This is a genomic window from Shewanella sp. DC2-4 (genome assembly GCF_013248875.1).
GTDB lineage: Bacteria > Pseudomonadota > Gammaproteobacteria > Enterobacterales > Shewanellaceae > Shewanella > Shewanella oncorhynchi.
Genome location: NZ_JABRVR010000002.1, coordinates 3,603,399 through 3,624,677 on the forward strand (window position 1 = coordinate 3,603,399; position 21,279 = coordinate 3,624,677).

Genomic DNA, 21,279 nt, shown 5'->3' on the forward strand with positions numbered 1-21,279 from the left:
CGTATTTTTAACTGACAAAGGCCGAAATAAGATGAGCAGAGAACATAGATGAAGATCCAATGGAAGTTTTCCTTAGTTACTAAGCTCACTGTCTCCTTTATGTCAGTGCTCGTAGCTCTATGGCTGATGATGGAATATCTATCCTATAACAACACGTTCAGCCATACACTCGAACGCTCCTTAGTTGCCTTTAGTGAGCTCAGCGGATTACGGGCCGAGGTGAGTAATACACTTTTCACCGATGCCAGTTATGATGTGCGCCAGCTCGATAAACAGCTCAAACAGTTCGCTTCAATAGACAAAGTGAATGACCAGGAAATTGTGTCTCATTATTTTCCATTCCAAGCGAAAAGCCATGACGATACTTTGACCATGTGGGTCGCGCAAACATTTGGCAGTGCTGGACAACACAGATATTTAGATACTTTCATCTTGAAACCTAACGAAGGTATTACGATTTATGCAGCATCCGATGCCAATGATGAATATTTTCAAATTCGTCTACGCGAGATAAAACAGCTCTCAGTACAAGCGTCGACTACAGGTTATCGTTGGGGAACACCGCTCAAGGACAAGAATTCTGAGGACTACCACTTAAGTTTCAGTTACTCGAGTGACCCACAGGATCCACTAGCCCCGCAAGTCGGTTTTAGTATCAATTTAGCGTCAGCAATGTCACTAAATAATGCCTTAGGACCTGGGGACATCAGCTTTTTCATGACACCAAAGGGGGAGTTATTTTCTAAATCTACCTTAACCTTAACTCCGTCGATACTCGTTAAACTCAAAGATGAATTTAGTCATGACCACCCACATGCTAAGAACACCGCACACCCATTAGGCGATTACTATGTCATAAAAGAGCATATTCATGGGCCAGGCTGGCAGCACATCACGTTAATTTCAGATGTCTATCTTAAAGATATGGCGTTAATACCTTTTTTTAAAGAACTGCCATGCGCTCTGTTGGTCTTAGTTTTGACAGCAACTATCCTACTGAATATATTAAAGATTAACCTTAGCAAACCTATGAGAAACTTCGTAAATATCATCAATAATGCCAGTCAGTCGACCTTCGAACACCGACTACCACAGGATCGTAATGACGAGCTGGGACAAATTGCGAAAGCCTATAATCATCTACTCGATACAGTAAAAGAAAGCTATGACGAGTTAGAGCAAAAAGTCACCCTTCGTACCAATGAATTAGCCTTGGCTAAGCAAGAAGCAGAAAAGGCCAATGAACGTAAAACCGAGCATCTAACAACTATCAGCCACGAAATTCGAACTCCATTGAATGGTATTACTGGGTCGCTCGAATTACTACGTAATACCCAACTGACACCTAAGCAAATGGATTTGCGTGATACCGCATATAATTGTGCCAATTCTTTACTCGCCATTATCAATAATTTGTTGGATTTTTCCCGTATAGAAGCCGACCAAATTGAAATGAACTTACAGTCTTACCCCATTTTGAAGTTGGCTGATGATGCAATGATCACCATCCAATCTCGGATCGTGAATAAACCCATCACCCTAAAATGCTTAGTCAATGCTAATGTCGCCGAGAAAGCACTACTGGATCCTCTGCGAGTCAGGCAAATTCTGGTTAACTTGCTCGGTAATTCGGCTAAATTTACCGAAGCTGGCCAGATTTTATTACGTATCGAAGTGGTTAAGCAGCATCTGTATTTTAGTGTGGAAGACACGGGGGGAGGGGTTGCTATTCAAGATCAGCAGCGTATTTTTGAACCTTTTGCACAAACTTGCCATCATAAATCGGGCACAGGGCTTGGTTTACCTATCTCAGCGAAACTCGCCAGCAAAATGAAAGGCAAACTCACAATGTTTAGCACTTTGGGCGAAGGTAGTACCTTTATTCTCGATTTACCCTTAGTTGATCCAACTGCGCCCTTATGTTTGCCTAATACGGTGATTGTCGCTCCTTTAGCCTTACATCCACAACTCACACTCTGGGGAGCTTGCCCCATTGAAGGGGATAATCCGGCATTAGCATCTCCTGAACTGGCTCACTTGCCGGCTCGTTTATGGCAGAGGCTCTTTGAAATTCGCCACAACCTGCCACATAAGCAACGTCAACATACCCCAACACTTCTCCCTTGGCGATTAAAGATCCTCTTAGTCGACGATGTCGAAACTAATCGCGATATCATAGGTAAAATGTTGCTTGAATTAGGACAACAAGTCATTGCCGTTAGCAGTGGTGAAGCCGCGTTAGAAAAAGGTACTCGACATATCTTCGATCTTGTCCTTATGGATATTCGCATGCCAGGACTCGACGGTTATCAAACAACGCAACGATGGCGCAATAGTGAAGATATTCTCGATGGTGATTGCCCAATTTTTGCACTCACTGCCAACGCCAATCCTAAAGAGCATGACACAATAGAATCCGCGGGTATGAATAGTTATATCACCAAACCAGTGTCATTGAAGCAACTTAACCATGCACTCGAAGCCGCGGCTGATATGCAGTTAGATCGTGATATGCAGCTCGTGATAAACAATGAAATCGATGCGCCTATGATTGATTTTTCGCATACAGATCTTAATCATAGACTCGCCGTGCATCTGGCAGATATGGCACATCAGGCCAAGTTACATATAGAGAATCAAGCTTGGAAAGAATTGAGTGATGTACTGCATACCATCAAAGGTAGCGCTGGCTTAGCAGGTAAAAAAAACATTGCAAATGAAGCGGCAGATTTAGAGGTAGCACTCGAAACGAAAGAATGTTTGAGCATAGCAGAATTTAGCGCACTCGATAATTTAATTCACGCATTAGACGCTGAAAGTTGATCTTAGACTAAAAGTGCAAGCACGGCACAAACTGTGCTTGCGCCACATCCATCTTTATAATCCGAGTCTTTGCACCCAATGCATTAACTCGGCGACATTATGCGCATTAAGTTTGCGCATTAAATTCATTCTGTGAGTCTCTACCGTTTTTAAACCAATCACTAAATCTTCAGCAATATCACGGTTGCGGCGCCCCTCACAGATCAGTTTTAGCACTTGTTGCTCGCGGGGGGTCAGCAAAGGGATATCCCCATCGACCACTCCACTCAAAGCGGCTATTTGCTGCTCATCTAAACTAGGATCGATAAAATTTTTACCCTTACTCACACACTTAATTGCCGCTAATAGTGTGCTCTTAGGGCTATTTTTTAATACATAGCCATTGGCGCCTACATCAAGCGCTTCCCGTGCACTTTTTTCCTCAATCGTCGCCGTTAACATAATAATCATCATCTCTGGCCAACGTTGTCTGAGCTGACGGATCACGTCCAATCCACCCATTCCGGGTAATTTAAGATCCATAAAGACCAGATCTGGCCTGAGTTTGAGGCATTTCTCGTATACCGCAAGCCCATCTTCAACCGAGCCAATCAGATTAAGTTCAGGATAAGGGGCTAAACAGCCCCGTAATCCATCAAAAATCAACGAATGATCATCGACCACTAAAATATTGATCACTTTTCCATGACTAAATGCCATATACGTCCCTAGACTCTAATACTCAAAATCATAAAAAGTTTTTAAAACCATCGATGAAAAAATGATTTAACAGCATTAAAACCCGTTTAATATTTAAGAAATATTTAAGAAATAATGAATTAATCAGTTAAAATAGTTATACAAAAAATAGTAATCATGGTGCAAGTTTAATGTATAAAAATAAAAATTGAATAGCAACAGGATTAGTTTTTCTCTCTCAGGTAACTCAGTTTTCCTTCATAACTTTAAGGAATGATGCTACTAAAGGATTGATAGCTTATTCTATATATGGACATGTGTACCTTAACGGATACAAAACACTTGATGGTAATGGCCGACATTTTTACTGGTTGGGCTTTAGTATAGTTGGTAGAGAAGCTTTTGCAAAAAATGATATCGGGTTACTCAACAACAAATCATTTAACCAAAATAAAGAATAGTTGCTATTTGATAAAATTTATAATGTATGGCCAGTCGTTTAGGCATATTTTAGTAGTTAATTATCTAAGTTCAGACTTACCCATTATTTATAGCTCTTCACTCTCACATTAATCAGAAATTATTTACAATAAGACTATTAACATTTACCCCGGATATAAAATAAACAATTAAAGCCAAGAGAGTTATATAATAGCTAACTATTAACCCTATTAACATTAACCATTAACCATTAACCATTAACCATTAACCATTAACCATTAACCATTAACCATTAACCATTATTAAATTAATTTTTTAATCTATCATGTACAGTCTAATTACTCTAACACCTTTCAAGCTGGTCAATTTTTACTCAACTCATCTAAGAGTTAAAGCAAGTTACTGTTTTAGGAAAAGTGTTTTAGTGATGTATTTATAGAATCATGACACTCATCATAGATACGCTTTCACCTTTAACTTTAAACCTTTATAACTCTTTTTCTGAGGTAATATTTTGATGCCAAATTATTTAACTTGAGGAGATAAAAATGCTCCAAGCTAATACTATAACTAAAAATCGCTACCACACTAAAACCCTAAGTAACTGAAAAATATTAAAGGATGTAGGGGAAACGGCCAAAATTAAAGAAACTCAAGAGTCATTGCTAGCACAATGATTAACACTTGAAGATTTAGCAAGGCAATCTACTGTATCAATAAAACTTCGCAAAAACGTGTAGTAGCCGAACAGCCAGAGCTTACATTTTAATACACTGTTAATCGCGAAAGAGGGTATATAAGCAGAGCACTGTAGGATACCCTAATAATTCATAACCCAACAGCCATGAATTAATGAGAGTTCGGCCTGTTTCTTCGCAGCACAAAGCGCGTCATCTGCTGATATGGAATAGTCATGCCGTCGCCGTAACAGCTCTTTGCCCATCCTGACTGTCGATAACACATTCAGTTTCTTCACCGTGTTTGCTTGGAAGTGCCGCTGTAATTACTGCATTTCTCCGTATAACCCTACGCACAAAAATGCCTGTTACACCAACAAGGCTATCGATGTGCCGTCCTAAATGAGTTAAGTTAGTGAAGCTATCAGTGTTGATGAATAGATAAGCGACCGTGCTGTGTAGCAGTGTTACGAACGAGAGCCTGAGATGGTGAACTGACAGTTAAACATGGACGTTGTTTGGCAAAGGAGATCCAAGAAAGGATTGCTGTTGCTCCCCCTTTGGGTCAACTATTGATTTAAATACAAAAACGAACGATCCCATTCGACAACAATAACGCCAAGTTACTGGCCATCCCCAGTGAATAACCCAATGATTAATCGAATTAATTATTCAATTCGACTAATTCATGCTGGCGAGGATCACCTGCGTGGCATCAAAACAGGCGAAACATGATTCGCCGACAGCCAAACTCTGCATTTGGGTGAGTGGCATCACTGAATAGATGATGTCTTTGCCATCAATATCTATGGCTAATTCGGCCTTATCGCCAAGTTCAGTCACGCTCAGCAAACGACCGCTTAGGCAATTTTGCCCATCCACTTCACAGGCATGAGTCGTCGCCAGTACTGCGGGGGCTTTAAACAGTAACAACACGGATTTATCCAGGGCTAACTGCAAGCGCTCGCAGCTCGAATGAGTCACTGAAATCTGAATCTGTTGTCCGCCCGATAAGGTCACGCTGATTTTGTCATTTAATCCAAATGAATCAATGCTATTGATACGCCCCGTTAACTGATTGCGGGCGCTAGTGTTGAGGGAGAAATGCGCCATCACATCCAATAAACTGTGCATATCGACGGACTCATCGAGCAAGGCGGCCAAGGCCATTTCTTGTACTTGGGAGGTGATGGAATACACCTTAAGCAACCGTTCGCCAAATTCGGTGAGTTTAGCGCCGCCACCGCCTTTGCCGCCCTTTTCGCTACACACTACGGGTTCGGGCATGGCGGTGTTCATTTCATTGATCGCGTCCCACGCCGCTTTATAACTGATCCCCGCAAGCTTGGCGCCTTGGCTGATCGAGCCAGTGTTGGCAACCTGCTCAAGCAGGCTTATCCGCCTAGGATTGGCGAAGGGCTTATCCCCGAGGGAAAGCGTAAGTAATGCATGTAAATCCATCGTCTATCCAGCACCCAAGTCTGACTTGAGTCCTATTGTCCTTCATCGTCTTGAGGATACCAATAAGATTGCCGAGATATTTCAGCGGATGAATACCATTAATCCGCAAGAAACCGCACACAGATCACTAATTGATTGCTTAGGGCTTGAATGATCGATATATAGGTTGGTATATAACGATCACTTTTTATCACGGAGGAACACAATGAAATCCATTCACCTTAAGCAATTACTGCGTTTTACCACGGCTTCATTATTCACAATGGTACTGACATCTAGCCCTATTTTTGCGGCAGACAATGAGCAAGTGACTGTTTTTGCAGCGGCATCGCTCACCAATGCACTTAACGAAATCGGCCAGCAATATGAAAAAGAACACAATACTAAGGTGATATTCTCCTTCGCCTCTTCTTCAACACTGGCAAAACAAGTGGCCAATGGTGCGCCCGCCGATCTGTTTGTCTCGGCGAATCAAAAGTGGATGGATTATCTGGTCGATGCTAAAGCGGTCGATGTTAACAGCCGAAAAACCTTGTTAAAAAATACCTTAGTCTTGATTGCCGAGAAAAATAGTCCCATCACAGAAGTCGTGCTCAATGGCGATTGGGATATTAAAACCGCATTAAAAGGCAGTCGTATGGCTGTTGGCGATCCAGATCATGTACCCGCTGGACAATATGCCAAGCAAGCCCTCGAAAACCTCAAGCAGTGGCAAGCCGCTGAGCCCTTACTCGCCCGTGCTAACAATGTCCGTGCCGCCCTCGCTTTGGTTGAACAGGGTGAAGCGCCGCTTGGCATAGTGTATTCAACCGATGCGAAAGTCGCTCAAAAGATCAAAATCGTTGGCACCTTCCCAGAAACGAGTTACAGCCCAATTGAATACCCTGTCGCCTTAGTCAAACAAGAATCGACCGCAAGCGCCAAAGCGTTCAATGAGTATCTGCAGGGCCCAAGCGCAAAAAATGTGTTTGAGAAGTATGGCTTTGGAGTGAATTAGGGTGCTGAGTGGTTCTCTACTAAGCGACTATGAAATTGCCGCACTGCTGCTCAGCTTAAAGGTGTCATCCGTTGCCGTTATCGCCAGTTTACCCTTGGGTATTTTGTGCGCTTGGGTGCTGGCCAGAGTCGAGTTTCCTGGCAAGGCTATATTTGACAGTGTGCTCCATCTACCACTGGTGTTACCGCCCGTGGTAGTGGGTTACCTCTTGCTGATCAGCATGGGCCGCCAAGGTTTTATCGGCCAGTGGTTATTTAATTGGTTTGGCATCAGTTTTAGCTTTAGTTGGCGCGGTGCGGCCCTCGCGGCGGCGATTGTGTCATTTCCGCTTATGGTCAGAGCCATACGCCAATCCTTTGAAACAGTTGATATTCGACTCGAGCAGGCCGCACGCACTTTAGGTAGCAGTCGATGGCGGGTATTTCTCACCATCACACTGCCGCTCACCTCTCCGGGGATAGTGTCAGGCATGATTATCGCCTTTGCTCGCAGCCTAGGGGAATTTGGCTCGACCATTACCTTCGTTTCTAATATTCCAGGTGAAACCCGTACAATTCCGCTCGCTATGTACTCTTTTATTGAAACTCCGGGAGCCGAATATCAGGCCATGCGTCTGTGCATTATCTCAATAGTGATCGCACTAGCATCTTTACTCGCCTCCCAATGGCTGAGTAAAAAAGCCCTGCAGAGGACAGCAAGCGTATGTTAACAATCAATATTGAAAAACGACTCGGACAACTGCAACTGAAAGTCGATACCCAATTGCCATTGCAAGGCGTGACAGCCGTTTTTGGCCGCTCGGGTGCGGGTAAGACCTCGCTCGTGAACCTACTTGGCGGGCTTTCGACCCCAGATAGCGGTGAAATCCGCCTCGACGACAAACTGCTTTATCAACAAGGCAAAGTGAACCTTCCCCCAGAGAAGCGCCAAATTGGCTATGTATTTCAAGAAGCACGGCTGTTCCCGCACTATAGCGTGAAGGGCAATCTCAACTATGGTGTGCGTAAAGCTAACCCAGTCTTGTTCGATAGAATTGTGCAGTTACTGGGAATTGAAAAACTGCTCAATCGCTATCCCAGCACGCTATCGGGCGGAGAAAAACAACGGGTTGCCATTGGCCGTGCCCTGCTGACATCACCTGACATGCTGCTAATGGATGAGCCGCTGGCATCACTCGATTTACCCCGTAAACGCGAGTTACTGCCCTACTTGCAAACCTTATCGCAGGAACTAAAACTGCCGATAGTGTATGTGAGCCACAGCCTAGATGAGATCTTACAACTGGCGGATTATATGCTGGTGCTGCATCAGGGGAAATTGATCGCCCAAGGGGCCTTAAGTGAAGTGTGGAATAGCGAGCAAATGCGCCCTTGGGTGCCATTGCAGGAACTCAGCTCACTCCTCAGTGCAAAGGTCGCCGACAGACATCCCGACTACCCCATGACTCGACTCGTGATGGATGATGGAAACTATTTGTGGGTAAATGGCTACCTAGCTGAGACGGCAAAGAAACTCAAAGTGCGTATTCAGGCAAATCATGTCTCGGTTTGCACTGAGATCCCCAAAGGCTCAAGTATCCGCAACCTGCTAAAGGGAGAAATTAAAGAGTTATACCCCAGTGATAACGGCGAGCAAATCCAATTAAAAATCGCCCTAGGCCGTGATGAACTTTGGGCCAACATCACCCCTTGGGCCTGCGACGAACTGCAACTCACTCATGGCAAAGCGATTTATGCACAAATCAAAGGCGTGACTATGACGCAAATGGATATCGCTGAATCCCACTAGCTCAACCTAGAGCACCGTTCGAAAACCAAATTTCAGGCACAAAAAAACCGACTCTAGGTCGGTTTTAGTTCCTTCATCTGAAGGATTTGGTACCAGTGGCCAGACTCGAACTGGCACGCTTTTAAGGGCGGGGGATTTTGAATCCCCTGTGTCTACCGATTTCACCACACTGGCATATCAAATATGCACTTAGAAGCAATCAAAACAACTGGCTGTCTCTAAGTGCTGGGAATTATACCTTTGCTTATGACAATGGCAAGTCTTTTGCCGCGACTTTAATACAAATTGCATTTAACCGCTCAAAAATCATGCTCTTGAGGTTATTCTGCGCCATGTGATAATAAAAAAGCGGTATATTCTTTATCACTTTTTTGAATATGGTTTACCAACCAAGCTTTCAAGAAAGCCATTAATTCGTCGGCAACATCTTCACCTCTAACAACCCGCTTTTGAAAATCAAGTACTTGCCCAACTAACTTGCCGTGTTTTTCCTTGTGGCTGTCAGTTTGAGGGTAACCAAAACGCGCAAAGAGTTCCTCTTCATAGGCAAAGTGATTGGCGGTGTAATCCACTAATCCTTGCACGATACGTTTGATGGCTTCGAGTCCATACTCTTCATTTAATGTGCGGTGTAATTCATTGATCAATGAGACTAAGCGCTGATGTTGACGATTGATCTCAGGCATTCCTATGTCTAACTCAGGCCCCCATTTCACAAAGAGTTTATTTTGCGCCTGACTCGAATTAAAGAATGCCGCATTCACATGGAATCGATGCAGCAAGGAGCCGATTTCCTGCGACATGTTATACACTTTCAAACTCGATAAGTTAGTGTTGTTGGTGTGGGAGGCATTACTCAGGGCTAGCTCAGCCATCACACTGATATTTTTATTAATTTCCTCTGCTACTGTATGTTGTTGTCCCGATGCCGTGGCGATTTGGTGGGACATATCGGTAATGGTCTCCACCTGAGCGACAATCTGCCCGAGTGCACTGTGAGCTTGATCAACCATATCAGCCGTTTCGTCGGCAATCGCCACGTTTTTCAACATGACTTCAACACCATGTTGTGCGCCTTTTTGTAATGCGGCGATTTGCTGCTGGATCTCAACCGTGGCTTCGGATGTTCGTTTAGCGAGATTACGCACTTCATCGGCAACTACAGCAAAACCGCGGCCATGTTCACCCGCTCTCGCACTTTCAATGGCAGCATTTAAGGCGAGTAAATTGGTCTGTTCGGCCACCTGCGAAATGGTTTCAATAATGCTACTGATATTGTTGCTGTCGGCGGCCAAGTGCTCGATCACGGTTCGAGTATCATGGATCTGTTGCGACATAGCGCCAATTTTAGTGACTATGCCATTCATGATTTGATCGCCGCGCTTAGCAGAACTTTGGGCAATATCAGCTGCCTGCGCAGCACTCACCGCATTTTGCGATACGGCTTGTACACTTGAAACCATCTGTGTCATTGCACTGGCTGCCAGTTCAGTTTGATGCTCTTGCTCTAACACGCCTTGCTTTGCCTGTTCACTAATAACCTTGATATCCGAGGCGACTTTTTTCATCCCTTCACAGGTATCAGATAAAGACAAAATCGTACGGCTGACATCTTCGCCCATGCGATTAATGTTATGTACTACCTTAATGAACACACCCGCATCTTTCTCTTCCAATTGATAACTCAAATCTCCCTCGCCTAAGTGGTGTGCTGCACGCTCAAGTTGTCTCAAATTACGAATTAATTTATTGATGTTGAACATTAAAATGGCGGCGAGCACGCTTAAACACAAAATGGCAACAAAGTGCCCTGTGATCACCAAACAATAGAGGGGATAAATCAGCAACAATAGTGGCGCAAAGATAGAATTATATCCCATTGAATCCTTGTGACTTTTTTTAGAATCCATTTTTTACTCCTTTAAAAAACTGATATCGCGCCTTCATATAAAAACAAGAACGAATAAATGGAATAGCGCGTTAACTGAATATCGATCGAGTTGAATAGGTTAATCCTAGACGCTAACGGAAGAAGAAACAAAGCTAAATTATTTGAACTCGTCGCTGTTAAGCACATCCTTAAATTTGACCAAGATCACAGAGTTAACTAAGGGTTATGACTTTGTATTCCTATGTCGATTTTTTATTGATCGAGATCAGTATTTTAGCTATCGAATACCGCTAATTTAGCGAGGACTTCACAGGAAAGAGGATTTCAGTCATGGCATTTTGGTTAGATCTAATGTTTGGTAACCCCATAGGCTTACTTTCAATGATCGTTATCTTTAGCACAATAGGGATAGTGTCTTATATCACTTGGATGTTCATTGTGAAGTCGGCACCGAAACCATAGTTTTTGCTCCAGTTGTTCTTCATGTTTCTTGTATAAATGCAAAATCTAGGGGGTTTTATCACCCCCATTTTTTGTTGTCTCGCATGTTAAAAATGCTAACTAAACCATAGCTAGCACTCATCCGAGTGAGGTAGAACACGCCTATGCTGCGTGTTTTCTGTTTTGTACTAATCCATTCAAAAATTGCGGGCGCGCCTTAATCAACGACTGCATTTCTTCTTGGCTCGGCTCACCGGCAGGTAAACGCAGCACATCACGGTTGAGGTACATACGCGCTTTCATGGCAATCTTATAGTCAGCGGTCGGTCCCTGAATCGCATAATGGCGCTCGTTACCGAGCTTTTCTAAGATACAGGCATTCACTAGACTTTTTACAGCGGGTTCATTTTGCGGCAGAGTCAAAATCGTGGCGCCTTGAAGAAAGAATTCCCTCACTAAAGCTCGCTCAGCGGGATCAAGTAGATTCACTTTAGCTTCAATCGTCTCAATAACGCGCTTATCACTTAAATGACGGATAGACTCATCTAAGCCTAAGTTAATTAATTGACTCAAAAAATAAGCGATAGAAACGATTAGACCTAATCCAACAAACTGTGCATGTTCTGGCACAAATTTATCGAGCGCCAGCACTGCCAGCACATTAGGAGGAATAAGAAGTAAGACAGAACAACTCACCATAAGCCACAGCATGACTCTAAACATCATTTTCTTCGGGCTAAAAAACTTAACTGAATCCAGCTTGAGTTTAAACATAGTGCTATCCCAGTGACAAAAAATTGAACTTATCGGCTAATAAGCAAATTTAATGCCACAAATGAAGACATATTTCGTTGATTTTATCTGCGAGAAAATGCACTTTCTGGATCTGTAGGTCTATGCTTATAAGCATCTCAAGCCGCTATTGCATAAAGAAAATTTAAGATGCTGACATTCTTTAGCCAACTTATCAAAAGCCCCATAGGCAGGCACCTTACCCTGTCTATTGTACTTTTTAGTTCTGTTATCACCTTAATCACCACTGCGTATCAGTTGATCAGTGATTATCGCAATGATGTCGTGCGTATCGATAGAGTATTTTCCAACATGGAAAAGGTGAACTTAGATGTGCTCGCCGCCAGTATTTGGGTTATTGACGAGCGGCTCATTAACACTCAGCTCAATGGGCTAATTCAGCTGCCCGATATTAACTATATTTCGATTAAAGATGACAGCGGCCAAGCATGGAATGCAGGCGAGCAGAAACAAGAACACTCCTTAGATAAAACCTTTCCTTTAGTCTATAAATCACCGACTGAAAACATCAATGTCGGCACACTCGAAATACAAGTCGATGTCGATGCTATCTATCAACGCTTGTATGATAAGGCCATTATCATTCTGCTTTCTAATGCCATTAAAACCTTCTTAGTGGCTGGGTTTATTCTATTTTTAGTGTGGTTCAACATTACTAAACACTTAGATAAACTCAGCCAATACTGCAAAAATATCGACATAGACCATGAATATGAGCCACTACAATTTGACCGTCATGAAAAAATTGATGAATTCAAACAAGTCGCCGATTCCATCAATAGCATGCAAGTACAACTTAGAAGCTCATTTAGCGCCTTAAAGAATTCTAAGACGGAACTGCAAATAGCCTTAGAAGATAGAGAGCGGCTACTCAAGCTCGAACGTAGCTATAAAGAAGAGCTCGCAAGACAAGTCAAAGAAAGAACACTAGAGTTAGAACAATCCCTTAGCGCACTAAAACGAGCACAACAGGTTTTAGTTGAGCAAGAAAAAATGGCGGCCTTGGGTGGACTCGTGTCAGGGGTTGCACATGAGATAAACACCCCAATTGGCATTTGTTTGACGGCGGCGAGTGCGCAGCTCAGCCATATTGAAGAACTGATCGATCTGATCCACAGCGATCAAGCTACATTAGATGAGATAAATGAAATACTTAATGAGTACCAAGAAAGCTGTGAACTCATTGTCCGTAATATCACTAAAGCCAGTAGTTTAATTCAAAAATTTAAAACGATCGCCATCGATCGCAGTCATGAAGAACACCAATGCTGTAATCTAAACCAGCAGCTACATGAAATCCTAGAGTCGACATTAATTATGCATCCCAATGTTAACGCCTCAACGGAGATCAACGTGGAGCCTACACTCAATATCAAAACCAATATCAGTTTGTTAAATCAAATTGTTAGTAATATTCTCTCGAACGCCTTTACCCATGCATTCCAAGGACATGAAGACAATCTTATCCACATTAGTGCGACTTTGGATGAAGAATCAATTCAAATCAGCATTCAAAATAATGGCTTAGCCATTCCAGCCGATGTTGCTGAGCACATGTTCGAACCCTTCTTTACTACAAATCGTAATAAAGGTGGTACTGGCTTAGGATTATCAGCGGCCTTTAATGCCGCAACACTGTTGAAAGGCACTATGAGTTATAGCGCAGACTCAAAACTAGGCGGCCCGCAATTTGATATTAAATTTCCATACACTCAATGTGAACCAGTCAATAATCAACAAGATTTTTATATCTAGGTATAACCAATGAAAATACATAATATTGAAGGGGTATCACCGCCCTTGAAAGCGGTGATATCTTGACTGAATCTAGGTTAAGAGTTTAAACCGCCTCTTGAGCCTGCAGTGCCAATCGCGCTAACACGCGACTTGCCGCTACAAAACCAAATGTCCCAGTTACCATAGTCACAGCCCCAAAACCAGAAGCACAATCCATCCTCATGCTGCCATCAGCCGCCGCTTTAGTACCGCACACTGAGCCATCGGCTTGGGGATACACTAACTGCTCACTGGAAAAAACAGCATCGATAGCAAACCGGCGTTGCACGTTTTTAGAGAAGTTATACTCGCGGCGCAAAATATTACGCACTTTAGCTAGCAAAGGATCTTGGTAGGTTTTAGCGAGATCAGTTAACTGAATTTGCGTCGGATCTGTCTGTCCACCCGCACCGCCCACTGTCACTATCTTAATTTTTTGACGTTTACACCAAGCAATTAACGCAGCCTTCTGCTTAACGGCATCAATACAATCAATAACATAATCAATATTGCCACCCTCTTTAGCTCCAAGCAAATACTCGCCTAGATTATCCAATGTAATAAAATCTTCAATTTCATTCACTTGGCAATCAGGATTAATTTCACGGATCCGTTGTGCCATCACAGCAACTTTAGAACCGCCGATGGTGGAGCTAAGAGCATGTATTTGTCGGTTAGTATTAGTGACACAGATATCATCTAAATCCATCAAGCTTATCTGCCCTATGCCGCTCCGCGCTAAGGCTTCAGCCGCCCAAGTACCGACGCCACCAATGCCAATCACCATCACATGGGATGTGGCAAATTTAGCCAGAGCCTTTTGTCCATACAAACGGCCAATTCCGCCAAATCGATTTAGATAGGCCTCAGTCATAAATACTTACCTTATATTACCCAATAACAGCAGGAGCGCTTGCCCTAGCATCGAATGGATGCCAACAGGGGCAGCTTAATAGCAACACCAGAAATGTGCCGTGGATTCTAAACGATATCGACATAAACCGAAATCAGATCCTCAGCCACCAAACACTAGATGCAAAGGGATACGAATACTAAATGAGTGTAATAAAAGCAAAGGCCCATCATTTACCACCGAGTCATTTGGTAATCGACTTAATAAAAACATGTATTTCACTTGTAAAACAATATGTTGAATAAGCCATCCTTTATATGAAACTTGATCAAGATCACACTTTATCATTTCAAGTCTGTGCAGACTTTGCCGCATAAAAGCTCAACAGCATGCATAGATACTGAAGTTATCAATGCATATAACAGCGATAAGCACAGGAAAATGAAGATGAAAAAGAATCTACTGACGACGGCTATTATTTCTAGCCTCACACTCTATTCATTCACAGCACTCGCCGATGGCCCTGAATTCTATGGTCATGCTGATCTTGCCATTACCAATTCAGACACAGGTTATGCAACTCAAAACCAAAAGGAGGGCACTGTTCTTGAAAACAACTTCTCTTGGTTAGGCGTAAAAGGTTCTGAAGCTGTAAGCCCTTACTTTGACATCATTTATCAAATGGAATTTGGTGTCGAAAACTTTGATAACTCAAATAAAACCTTCAATGCCCGTAATACATTCCTAGGTATCAGAAGTGCCGCAGGTACGGCTTTAGTGGGTCGTAACGATACCGTATTTAAAGCAGCTGAAGGAAGCTTCGATCTTTTCGGTAATACCAATGCTGATATCGACTTACTGGTTGCAGGCCAAACACGCTCCGCCGATGGCATTTCTTACTATTCACCTAAAATTGCCGATCTCGTGACGCTTAATGCCACTTATCTGATGAGTGATAACTATGACCAAGTGGATAGCAATGGCAACGACGTGTATAGCAAAGATCAAATGTATGCTCTGAGCGCCACCTTAGGGGATAAAGCCTTTAAAGCACAAAACTACTATGTCGCTGCCGCCTATAGTGATGGTATTGATAACGTTGAAGCCTATCGTGGTGTGGCCCAAGCTAAATTCGGTGACGTAATCTTAGGTGCCTTATATCAACACAGTGAGCATGTAGATGATAAGTTTGCCAATCTCTCAGGCGATACCTATTTTGTCAACGCAGCCTACTTAATTGGCGACTTAAAACTAAAGATGATGTACGGCAAAGATGACTCAGGTCTAGGCAAGTACGTGAGCCGTTATGTTGGTGACCAAGGCAACAGCGGTTTAGAACAAGTCAGCGATGTTGACCTACAACAGTTCAGTGTGGGAGCTGATTACCGCCTGAGCACTAAGACTATGGTCTATGGTCACTACACACGCTTCGATGGTGATCTTATGTTGGCCGATGTAAAGCAAGACCTGAATGACAACATCTTTACTGTCGGTTTACGCGTTGATTTTTAAATAGATTAATCAACTAACCCCAAGGTTATTTATTGATAAAAAAGCGGCTTCGGCCGCTTTTTCTGCTTAGATATCGCCCCCAAACACAAATCTATAACCAATATGACAGACTTGCTACAGCATTAGTATATGCTACAGTTACCCTCGCCGACGCACTATCTAAGGCAATCCGCCTTACCTACCACTTAAGTAGTAAGTGAAAAATAGAGTTTTACCCCTTTCAGGTAAATTTGCAGTCAAGATATAAGGAAAGATCCCAGAAATGGCCCGAATATAGGCAAGGAGAGCCAAAAACATGATCTGCGCCACAGCCTGCGAGTCGTAAAACTGTAAAAATCGGCGGCAACTTTGTTACCGACTCAGGTAGCAAATGCGTTAAACCACACAAAAACCATGAAAAATGGATAAGAACTTAGGTTCGAGGGAGCACAAAACATGAAAAAGACATTCATCTCTGCATCAGTTGCATCAGTATTGGCATTGGCTTCATTCGGTGCGCTAGCCGAAGGCCCAAGCTTCTATGGTCGTTTAGAGCTTGCTCTAACCCATACTGACACAGGTGCCACTCTACAATCAGGTACTAACGGCTTAGAAGCAAACTATGCCGATGAGAATAACGCAGGTACTTATTTAGAAAACAACTTCTCTCTATTAGGTGTTAAAGGTTCAGAAAAAATTGCTGATGGCTTTGACGTTATCTACCAAATGGAATTCCAAGTTGAAAACACTTCTGGTGCAGGTGATGTTTTCAAAGCACGTAACACTTTCTTAGGTTTAAAAACTAACGCTGGTACTGTGTTAGTGGGTCGTAATGACTCAGTATTCAAACAAGCCGAAGGTGCTGTGGATATTTTCGGTAACACTAACGCCGATATCGACCGTTTAGTCAGTGCCCAAACTCGTACTGCCGATGGTGCTTGGTACTATTCACCAAAAATTGCAGGCTTAGTGACATTAAACGCTAACTATCAATTTGATGATAACGACACTACAGCTAAGACTTCTGAAAGCCTATATGCATTAAGCGCAACTCTAGGTGACAGCAAGTTTAAAGAGCAGAATTACTATGCTGCAGTAGCCTATAACAAAGGCATTGCTGGTGTTGATGCATACCGTTTAGTTGGCCAAGCAAAATTCGGTCAATTCAAAGTTGGTGGTTTATTCCAAAACTCTGAAGATGTTGTGAACAATGACATCGAAGGTAACACTTACTTTGTTAACGTTTCTTATGATCTGAACGGTGTAAACCTGAAGGCTGAATACGGCATTGATGAAGCTGGTTTAGGTGGCGCTTACACTAAACTGGGCGGCGTAAAAGGTGCTGATGACATCAATTTCCAAAACTTCAACATTGGTGCTGATTATCGCTTAGCGAAATCAACTATGATCTATGGTCAATACGCTATGTACCGTGGTGATTTTACTGTTGCTAATGCTAAAACAGATCTACAAGATGACAACGTATTCTCTGTAGGCGTACGTTACGACTTCTAATCTCTTACCTAAGAGATAATAGAAACCTACTGTAGTAATACAGTAGGTTTTTTTATGTCTCATAATCTAATCCAAAACGCAAAAAATAAAAAACCACCTAAGCCAAACTGAGGTGGTTTTAGTTAACCCATTTAATTCTTTATAGCATTGAAGCCATTACAAAGCATTAGATGCTCGCTAAAGCATCACCACCGTCACCTAATTCAACGCTATCGACACGTTGTAATCCTCTAGGCAATTTTGCACCACGACGACCACGTTCACCTCGATAATGCTCAAGATCGCTTGGCTTCAGTGTGAGCTTGCGCTTACCTGCCCACAAGGTAACCGGCGTATCACTCGGCACTAATTGTAAATGTGTCATAAGTTCATCGCGACTCTTGGCTCTTTCGGTTGGTATGCCAATAATTTTATTACCTTTACCCTTGGATAATTGCGGTAACGCTTCTAGCGAAAACAGTAACATCCGCCCTTCGTTTGTAATCGCTAGCAGTGACATTTCTTTAGTGCGGTCGATCAACTTAGGCGTTAATGATTTAGCGTTTGTTGGTAGACTCAGCAAGGCTTTACCCGCTTTATTGCGCGACACCATATCGTTGTATGAACAAATAAAACCGTAACCCGCATCCGTTGCTAACAAGTAACATTGGTCTTCTTCACCCATCAACACATGCTGCATGGTTTCGCCAGGTGCCATATTGAAGCGAGTCGTAATAGGCTCACCTTGGCTACGGGCCGATGGCAGAGTATGGCTATCCGTCGCAAAAGCCCGCCCAGACGAATCAATAAACACTGCGGCCTGATTACTACGTCCCATCGCGCTACATAGATATTGGTCGCCAGACTTATAGGAGAGCGACAAAGGATCGATATCGTGGCCCTTAGCACAACGCACCCAACCTTTTTCAGATAAGACAACAGTCACGGCTTCTGTCGGTGTTAACTCTTGTTCAGTTAATGCTTTGGACTCATTACGCAATACGATTGGCGAGCGACGATTATCGCCATAGGTTTCGGCATCTTGAATTAATTCTTTCTTGATCAACGTCTTCAAGCGACGCTCTGAGCCCAATAACTGCTCCAGTTTTTCGCGTTCGGCTTCAAGCTCATTTTGTTCGGCCGTAATCTTAAATTCTTCTAACTTAGCTAAATGCCGTAACTTTAACTCGAGGATCGATTCGGCTTGTTTATCACTGAGTGAAAAACGGGCCATCAACTCGGCTTTAGGATCATCGTGAAAACGAATAATCTCGATCACTTCATCAATGTTGAGGAAAGCGATCATTAGGGCTTCGAGTATATGTAACCGCGATACCACCTTGTCTAAACGATATTCTAAACGACGTTTAACCGTATCAACGCGGAACTCTAACCACTCAGTTAATAAGGTTTTCAACCCTTTAACTCGCGGACGTCCATCGAGACCCAGCACGTTTAAGTTAACTCTAAAGCTCTTTTCTAAATCTGTAGTGGCAAACAAATGCGCCATCAGTTGATCGCAATCAACGCGATTGGAGCGCGGCACCACCACAAGACGCACAGGGTTTTCATGATCCGACTCATCGCGTAAATCGGCCACCATAGGCAATTTCTTCGCCTGCATTTGACCGGCGATTTGCTCTAAGATTTTACCGCTACTGGCTTGATGCGGCAGCGCCGTGATGATGATTTCACCGCCATCGACAGTGTAAACCGCACGTGCTCTTAATGACCCACGGCCCGACTCATAAATTTTTGCAATATCGGCAGACGGGGTAATAATCTCGGCTTCAGTTGGATAATCAGGGCCTGGTACAAAGGCCATCAATTGCTCGAGTTCAAGCTTAGGATCATCGAGCAATGCTACGCAGGCGGAGACTAATTCTCTCACGTTATGCGGCGGAATATCCGTCGCCATACCTACGGCAATACCAGTAATACCATTGAGTAAGATATGCGGTAAACGTGCAGGCAGTACTTTAGGTTCCTTCAAAGTGCCATCGAAGTTAGCACCCCATTCAACCGTACCTTGTCCCAGTTCACTGAGTAACACTTCAGAGAATTTAGAGAGACGTGCTTCGGTATAACGCATAGCCGCAAATGACTTAGGATCATCGGGGGCACCCCAGTTACCTTGGCCATCGACTAACGGGTAGCGATATGAAAATGGCTGCGCCATCAATACCATAGCCTCATAACAGGCACTATCGCCGTGAGGATGGTATTTACCTAATACGTCACCAACCGTACGGGCCGACTTTTTATGCTTAGATTGAGCCGATAAACCTAACTCACTCATCGCATAGATAATTCGACGCTGTACCGGTTTAAGTCCATCACCAATGTGTGGCAGGGCTCGGTCCATAATGACGTACATGGAATAGTTCAGATAAGCCTCTTCGGTAAAGCGCCGCAATGGCATTTGCTCTACCCCATCGAGACTTAACTTGATAGCGTCACTCATTTTCTTCTAGTTCCTGTGTTTCTTCAGTACTATCGCCCTTATAAAACAAGCGATACACGTTACCTTTTAAATCATCGGAGATGTACATAGCACCATCGGATGCCGATAACAGCGCAAAGGGTCGAGCAACGGGAAATTCACCGTCAAGGAAACTAACAACCGTTTCACGACTCACCACTTTTTGATCTTCAATCTTCAACATCACCACTTGATAGCCAACTTTACTCGAACGATTCCACGAGCCATTTTCGGCGACAAACAACTGATTATGGTAAATATCGGGAAATTGACTGCCGCGATAAAATGCAAGTCCCGTGGGTGCAACATGGGCTGGCAACTCATACATTGGCAGAGTGATTTTTAAATTTTTCGGTTTTTCATAGGCGGGTTCGACAACACTACTGGCATGTAAATAAGGGAAGCCATAATGACTCCCTATCACATCGATGCGGTTAATCTCATCGGGTGGTAAGTTGTCCCCCATCCAATCACGGCCTTGATCGGCAAACCATAATTTTTTGTCTATTGGCGACCAATCAAATCCACTTGCATCACGCACACCAGCCGCAATCTGCTCACTCGCGCCTGTATCAACATTGATCGCTATGATACTACTGTAAGGCACTGGCGCTTCACAGACGTTACAGGGCGCACCAATAGACACATATAAACGGCCATCTGGGCCAAAATTAATTGCCCGAGAACTTTTCTTCTCTGAGTAAGGCAAGTCACTGTAAATCTCTTTGGGTCGACTCGGGCGGCGCAATCTTTGCTCAATATCAACAAAGCGCACTATTTGATTTTCAGTGGCGACAAACAAGTCACCATTGTGGAATGCAATCGCATCGGGTGATTCAAGCCCTTTGGCTATCACATAGCGCTTATCGACACGACCATCTTGATTACTATCAACGAGAGCATGGATAGTGCCGCTCTTATTGGAACCGACAAATAAAGTGCCATTAGCCCCCATCGCCATCTGCTTAGCATCGCCAATATCCGAGGCATAAAGCGATAAACCAAACCCCTTAGCGACGGTAATCATGATCGATTGGGAACCCGCAAAGGCGCTATTGCAGAGCAATAACGTCACACTCGCTAAGAGCGTAAAACCGGCAGAAAACACCTTTAAGCAATTATAATTATTAGTTTTAATATACAACATTGTAATTTTCTTTATGCCTATGTTTT

Annotated in this window: 15 protein-coding genes, 1 tRNA gene and 1 pseudogene; 8 read left to right on the forward strand and 9 right to left on the reverse strand. The window is 43.3% G+C overall.

Translation table 11 applies throughout. The features are described 5' to 3' along the window. Window positions 1-48 precede the first annotated feature (48 nt). Entirely contained in the window at window positions 49-2,823 is a 2,775-nt protein-coding gene (locus HQQ92_RS16420) for a two component system sensor kinase (protein WP_173246838.1), read from the forward strand. A gap of 54 nt (window positions 2,824-2,877) precedes the next feature. Here HQQ92_RS16420 and HQQ92_RS16425 read toward each other — a convergent pair whose 3' ends face one another. The 3 genes and pseudogenes from HQQ92_RS16425 to HQQ92_RS16435 all read right to left on the reverse strand — a co-directional run bounded on the left by HQQ92_RS16425 (window position 2,878) and on the right by HQQ92_RS16435 (window position 6,080). Next, window positions 2,878-3,522, reverse strand: a complete 645-nt coding sequence (locus HQQ92_RS16425; protein ID WP_131525039.1) for a two component system response regulator — start codon at window positions 3,520-3,522, stop codon at window positions 2,878-2,880. A 1,240-nt stretch (window positions 3,523-4,762) separates the two neighbouring features. Next, a pseudogene (locus HQQ92_RS16430) lies at window positions 4,763-4,984 on the reverse strand (IS4 family transposase); the annotation flags it as partial. Window positions 4,985-5,300: 316 nt separating this feature from the next. Beyond that, window positions 5,301-6,080, reverse strand: coding sequence for a TOBE domain-containing protein (locus tag HQQ92_RS16435; protein ID WP_173246843.1), 780 nt, complete (start codon window positions 6,078-6,080; stop codon window positions 5,301-5,303). Window positions 6,081-6,285: 205 nt separating this feature from the next. On the opposite strand from HQQ92_RS16435, the gene modA reads away from it, so the two are divergent. The 3 genes from modA to modC are packed head-to-tail and all read left to right on the forward strand — an operon-like array spanning window position 6,286 to window position 8,865. Continuing rightward, window positions 6,286-7,077: a molybdate ABC transporter substrate-binding protein gene (modA, locus tag HQQ92_RS16440; protein ID WP_173246845.1), complete on the forward strand. Its 792-nt coding sequence runs from the start codon at window positions 6,286-6,288 to the stop codon at window positions 7,075-7,077. After that, entirely contained in the window at window positions 7,073-7,786 is a 714-nt protein-coding gene (gene modB / locus HQQ92_RS16445) for a molybdate ABC transporter permease subunit (protein WP_107402628.1), read from the forward strand. The genes modA and modB overlap by 5 nt, the downstream gene beginning before the upstream one ends. Then, window positions 7,780-8,865 carry a molybdenum ABC transporter ATP-binding protein ModC gene (gene modC / locus HQQ92_RS16450; protein ID WP_173246847.1) on the forward strand — a complete coding sequence of 362 codons (1,086 nt, stop codon included), beginning with the start codon at window positions 7,780-7,782 and terminating at the stop codon, window positions 8,863-8,865. Before modB ends, modC begins: the two co-directional genes overlap by 7 nt. An 87-nt stretch (window positions 8,866-8,952) precedes the next feature. Here the strand turns inward: modC and HQQ92_RS16455 are convergent. Together HQQ92_RS16455 and HQQ92_RS16460 are read right to left on the reverse strand one after the other, a co-directional pair. Further along, window positions 8,953-9,039: transfer RNA gene (locus tag HQQ92_RS16455), tRNA-Leu, on the reverse strand. Between the two features lie 146 nt (window positions 9,040-9,185). Further along, window positions 9,186-10,775 (reverse strand): bacteriohemerythrin, encoded by a 1,590-nt coding sequence (locus tag HQQ92_RS16460; RefSeq protein WP_131524106.1) that lies wholly within the window; start codon window positions 10,773-10,775, stop codon window positions 9,186-9,188. A gap of 311 nt (window positions 10,776-11,086) precedes the next feature. Here HQQ92_RS16460 and HQQ92_RS16465 point away from each other — a divergent pair, with 311 nt between their 5' ends. Then, window positions 11,087-11,218, forward strand: coding sequence for a DUF3149 domain-containing protein (locus HQQ92_RS16465; protein ID WP_105251481.1), 132 nt, complete (start codon window positions 11,087-11,089; stop codon window positions 11,216-11,218). Window positions 11,219-11,359: 141 nt separating this feature from the next. On the opposite strand, the gene HQQ92_RS16470 is transcribed toward HQQ92_RS16465, so the two are convergent. After that, window positions 11,360-11,971 (reverse strand): superinfection exclusion B family protein, encoded by a 612-nt coding sequence (locus tag HQQ92_RS16470; RefSeq protein WP_105251480.1) that lies wholly within the window; start codon window positions 11,969-11,971, stop codon window positions 11,360-11,362. Window positions 11,972-12,139: 168 nt separating this feature from the next. Between HQQ92_RS16470 and HQQ92_RS16475 the strand changes: the two genes are divergently transcribed. Next, on the forward strand, window positions 12,140-13,765 hold the full coding sequence (locus HQQ92_RS16475; protein ID WP_173246850.1) for an ATP-binding protein: 1,626 nt from the start codon (window positions 12,140-12,142) through the stop codon (window positions 13,763-13,765). Between the two features lie 85 nt (window positions 13,766-13,850). Here the strand turns inward: HQQ92_RS16475 and tcdA are convergent, their stop codons facing one another. Beyond that, window positions 13,851-14,660: a tRNA cyclic N6-threonylcarbamoyladenosine(37) synthase TcdA gene (gene tcdA, locus HQQ92_RS16480; protein ID WP_173246853.1), complete on the reverse strand. Its 810-nt coding sequence runs from the start codon at window positions 14,658-14,660 to the stop codon at window positions 13,851-13,853. A gap of 426 nt (window positions 14,661-15,086) precedes the next feature. Here tcdA and HQQ92_RS16485 point away from each other — a divergent pair, with 426 nt between their 5' ends. Together HQQ92_RS16485 and HQQ92_RS16490 are read left to right on the forward strand one after the other, a co-directional pair. Continuing rightward, window positions 15,087-16,151, forward strand: coding sequence for a porin (locus HQQ92_RS16485; RefSeq protein WP_173246856.1), 1,065 nt, complete (start codon window positions 15,087-15,089; stop codon window positions 16,149-16,151). 435 nt (window positions 16,152-16,586) lie between these two features. Then, window positions 16,587-17,645, forward strand: coding sequence for a porin (locus tag HQQ92_RS16490; RefSeq protein WP_105251476.1), 1,059 nt, complete (start codon window positions 16,587-16,589; stop codon window positions 17,643-17,645). Window positions 17,646-17,811: 166 nt separating this feature from the next. Here HQQ92_RS16490 and parC read toward each other — a convergent pair whose 3' ends face one another. Together parC and HQQ92_RS16500 are read right to left on the reverse strand one after the other, a co-directional pair. After that, window positions 17,812-20,088, reverse strand: coding sequence for a DNA topoisomerase IV subunit A (gene parC / locus HQQ92_RS16495; RefSeq protein ID WP_105251475.1), 2,277 nt, complete (start codon window positions 20,086-20,088; stop codon window positions 17,812-17,814). Continuing rightward, window positions 20,081-21,253: a sorbosone dehydrogenase family protein gene (locus HQQ92_RS16500; RefSeq protein ID WP_105251474.1), complete on the reverse strand. Its 1,173-nt coding sequence runs from the start codon at window positions 21,251-21,253 to the stop codon at window positions 20,081-20,083. The genes parC and HQQ92_RS16500 overlap by 8 nt, the downstream gene beginning before the upstream one ends. Window positions 21,254-21,279: the final 26 nt, after the last annotated feature.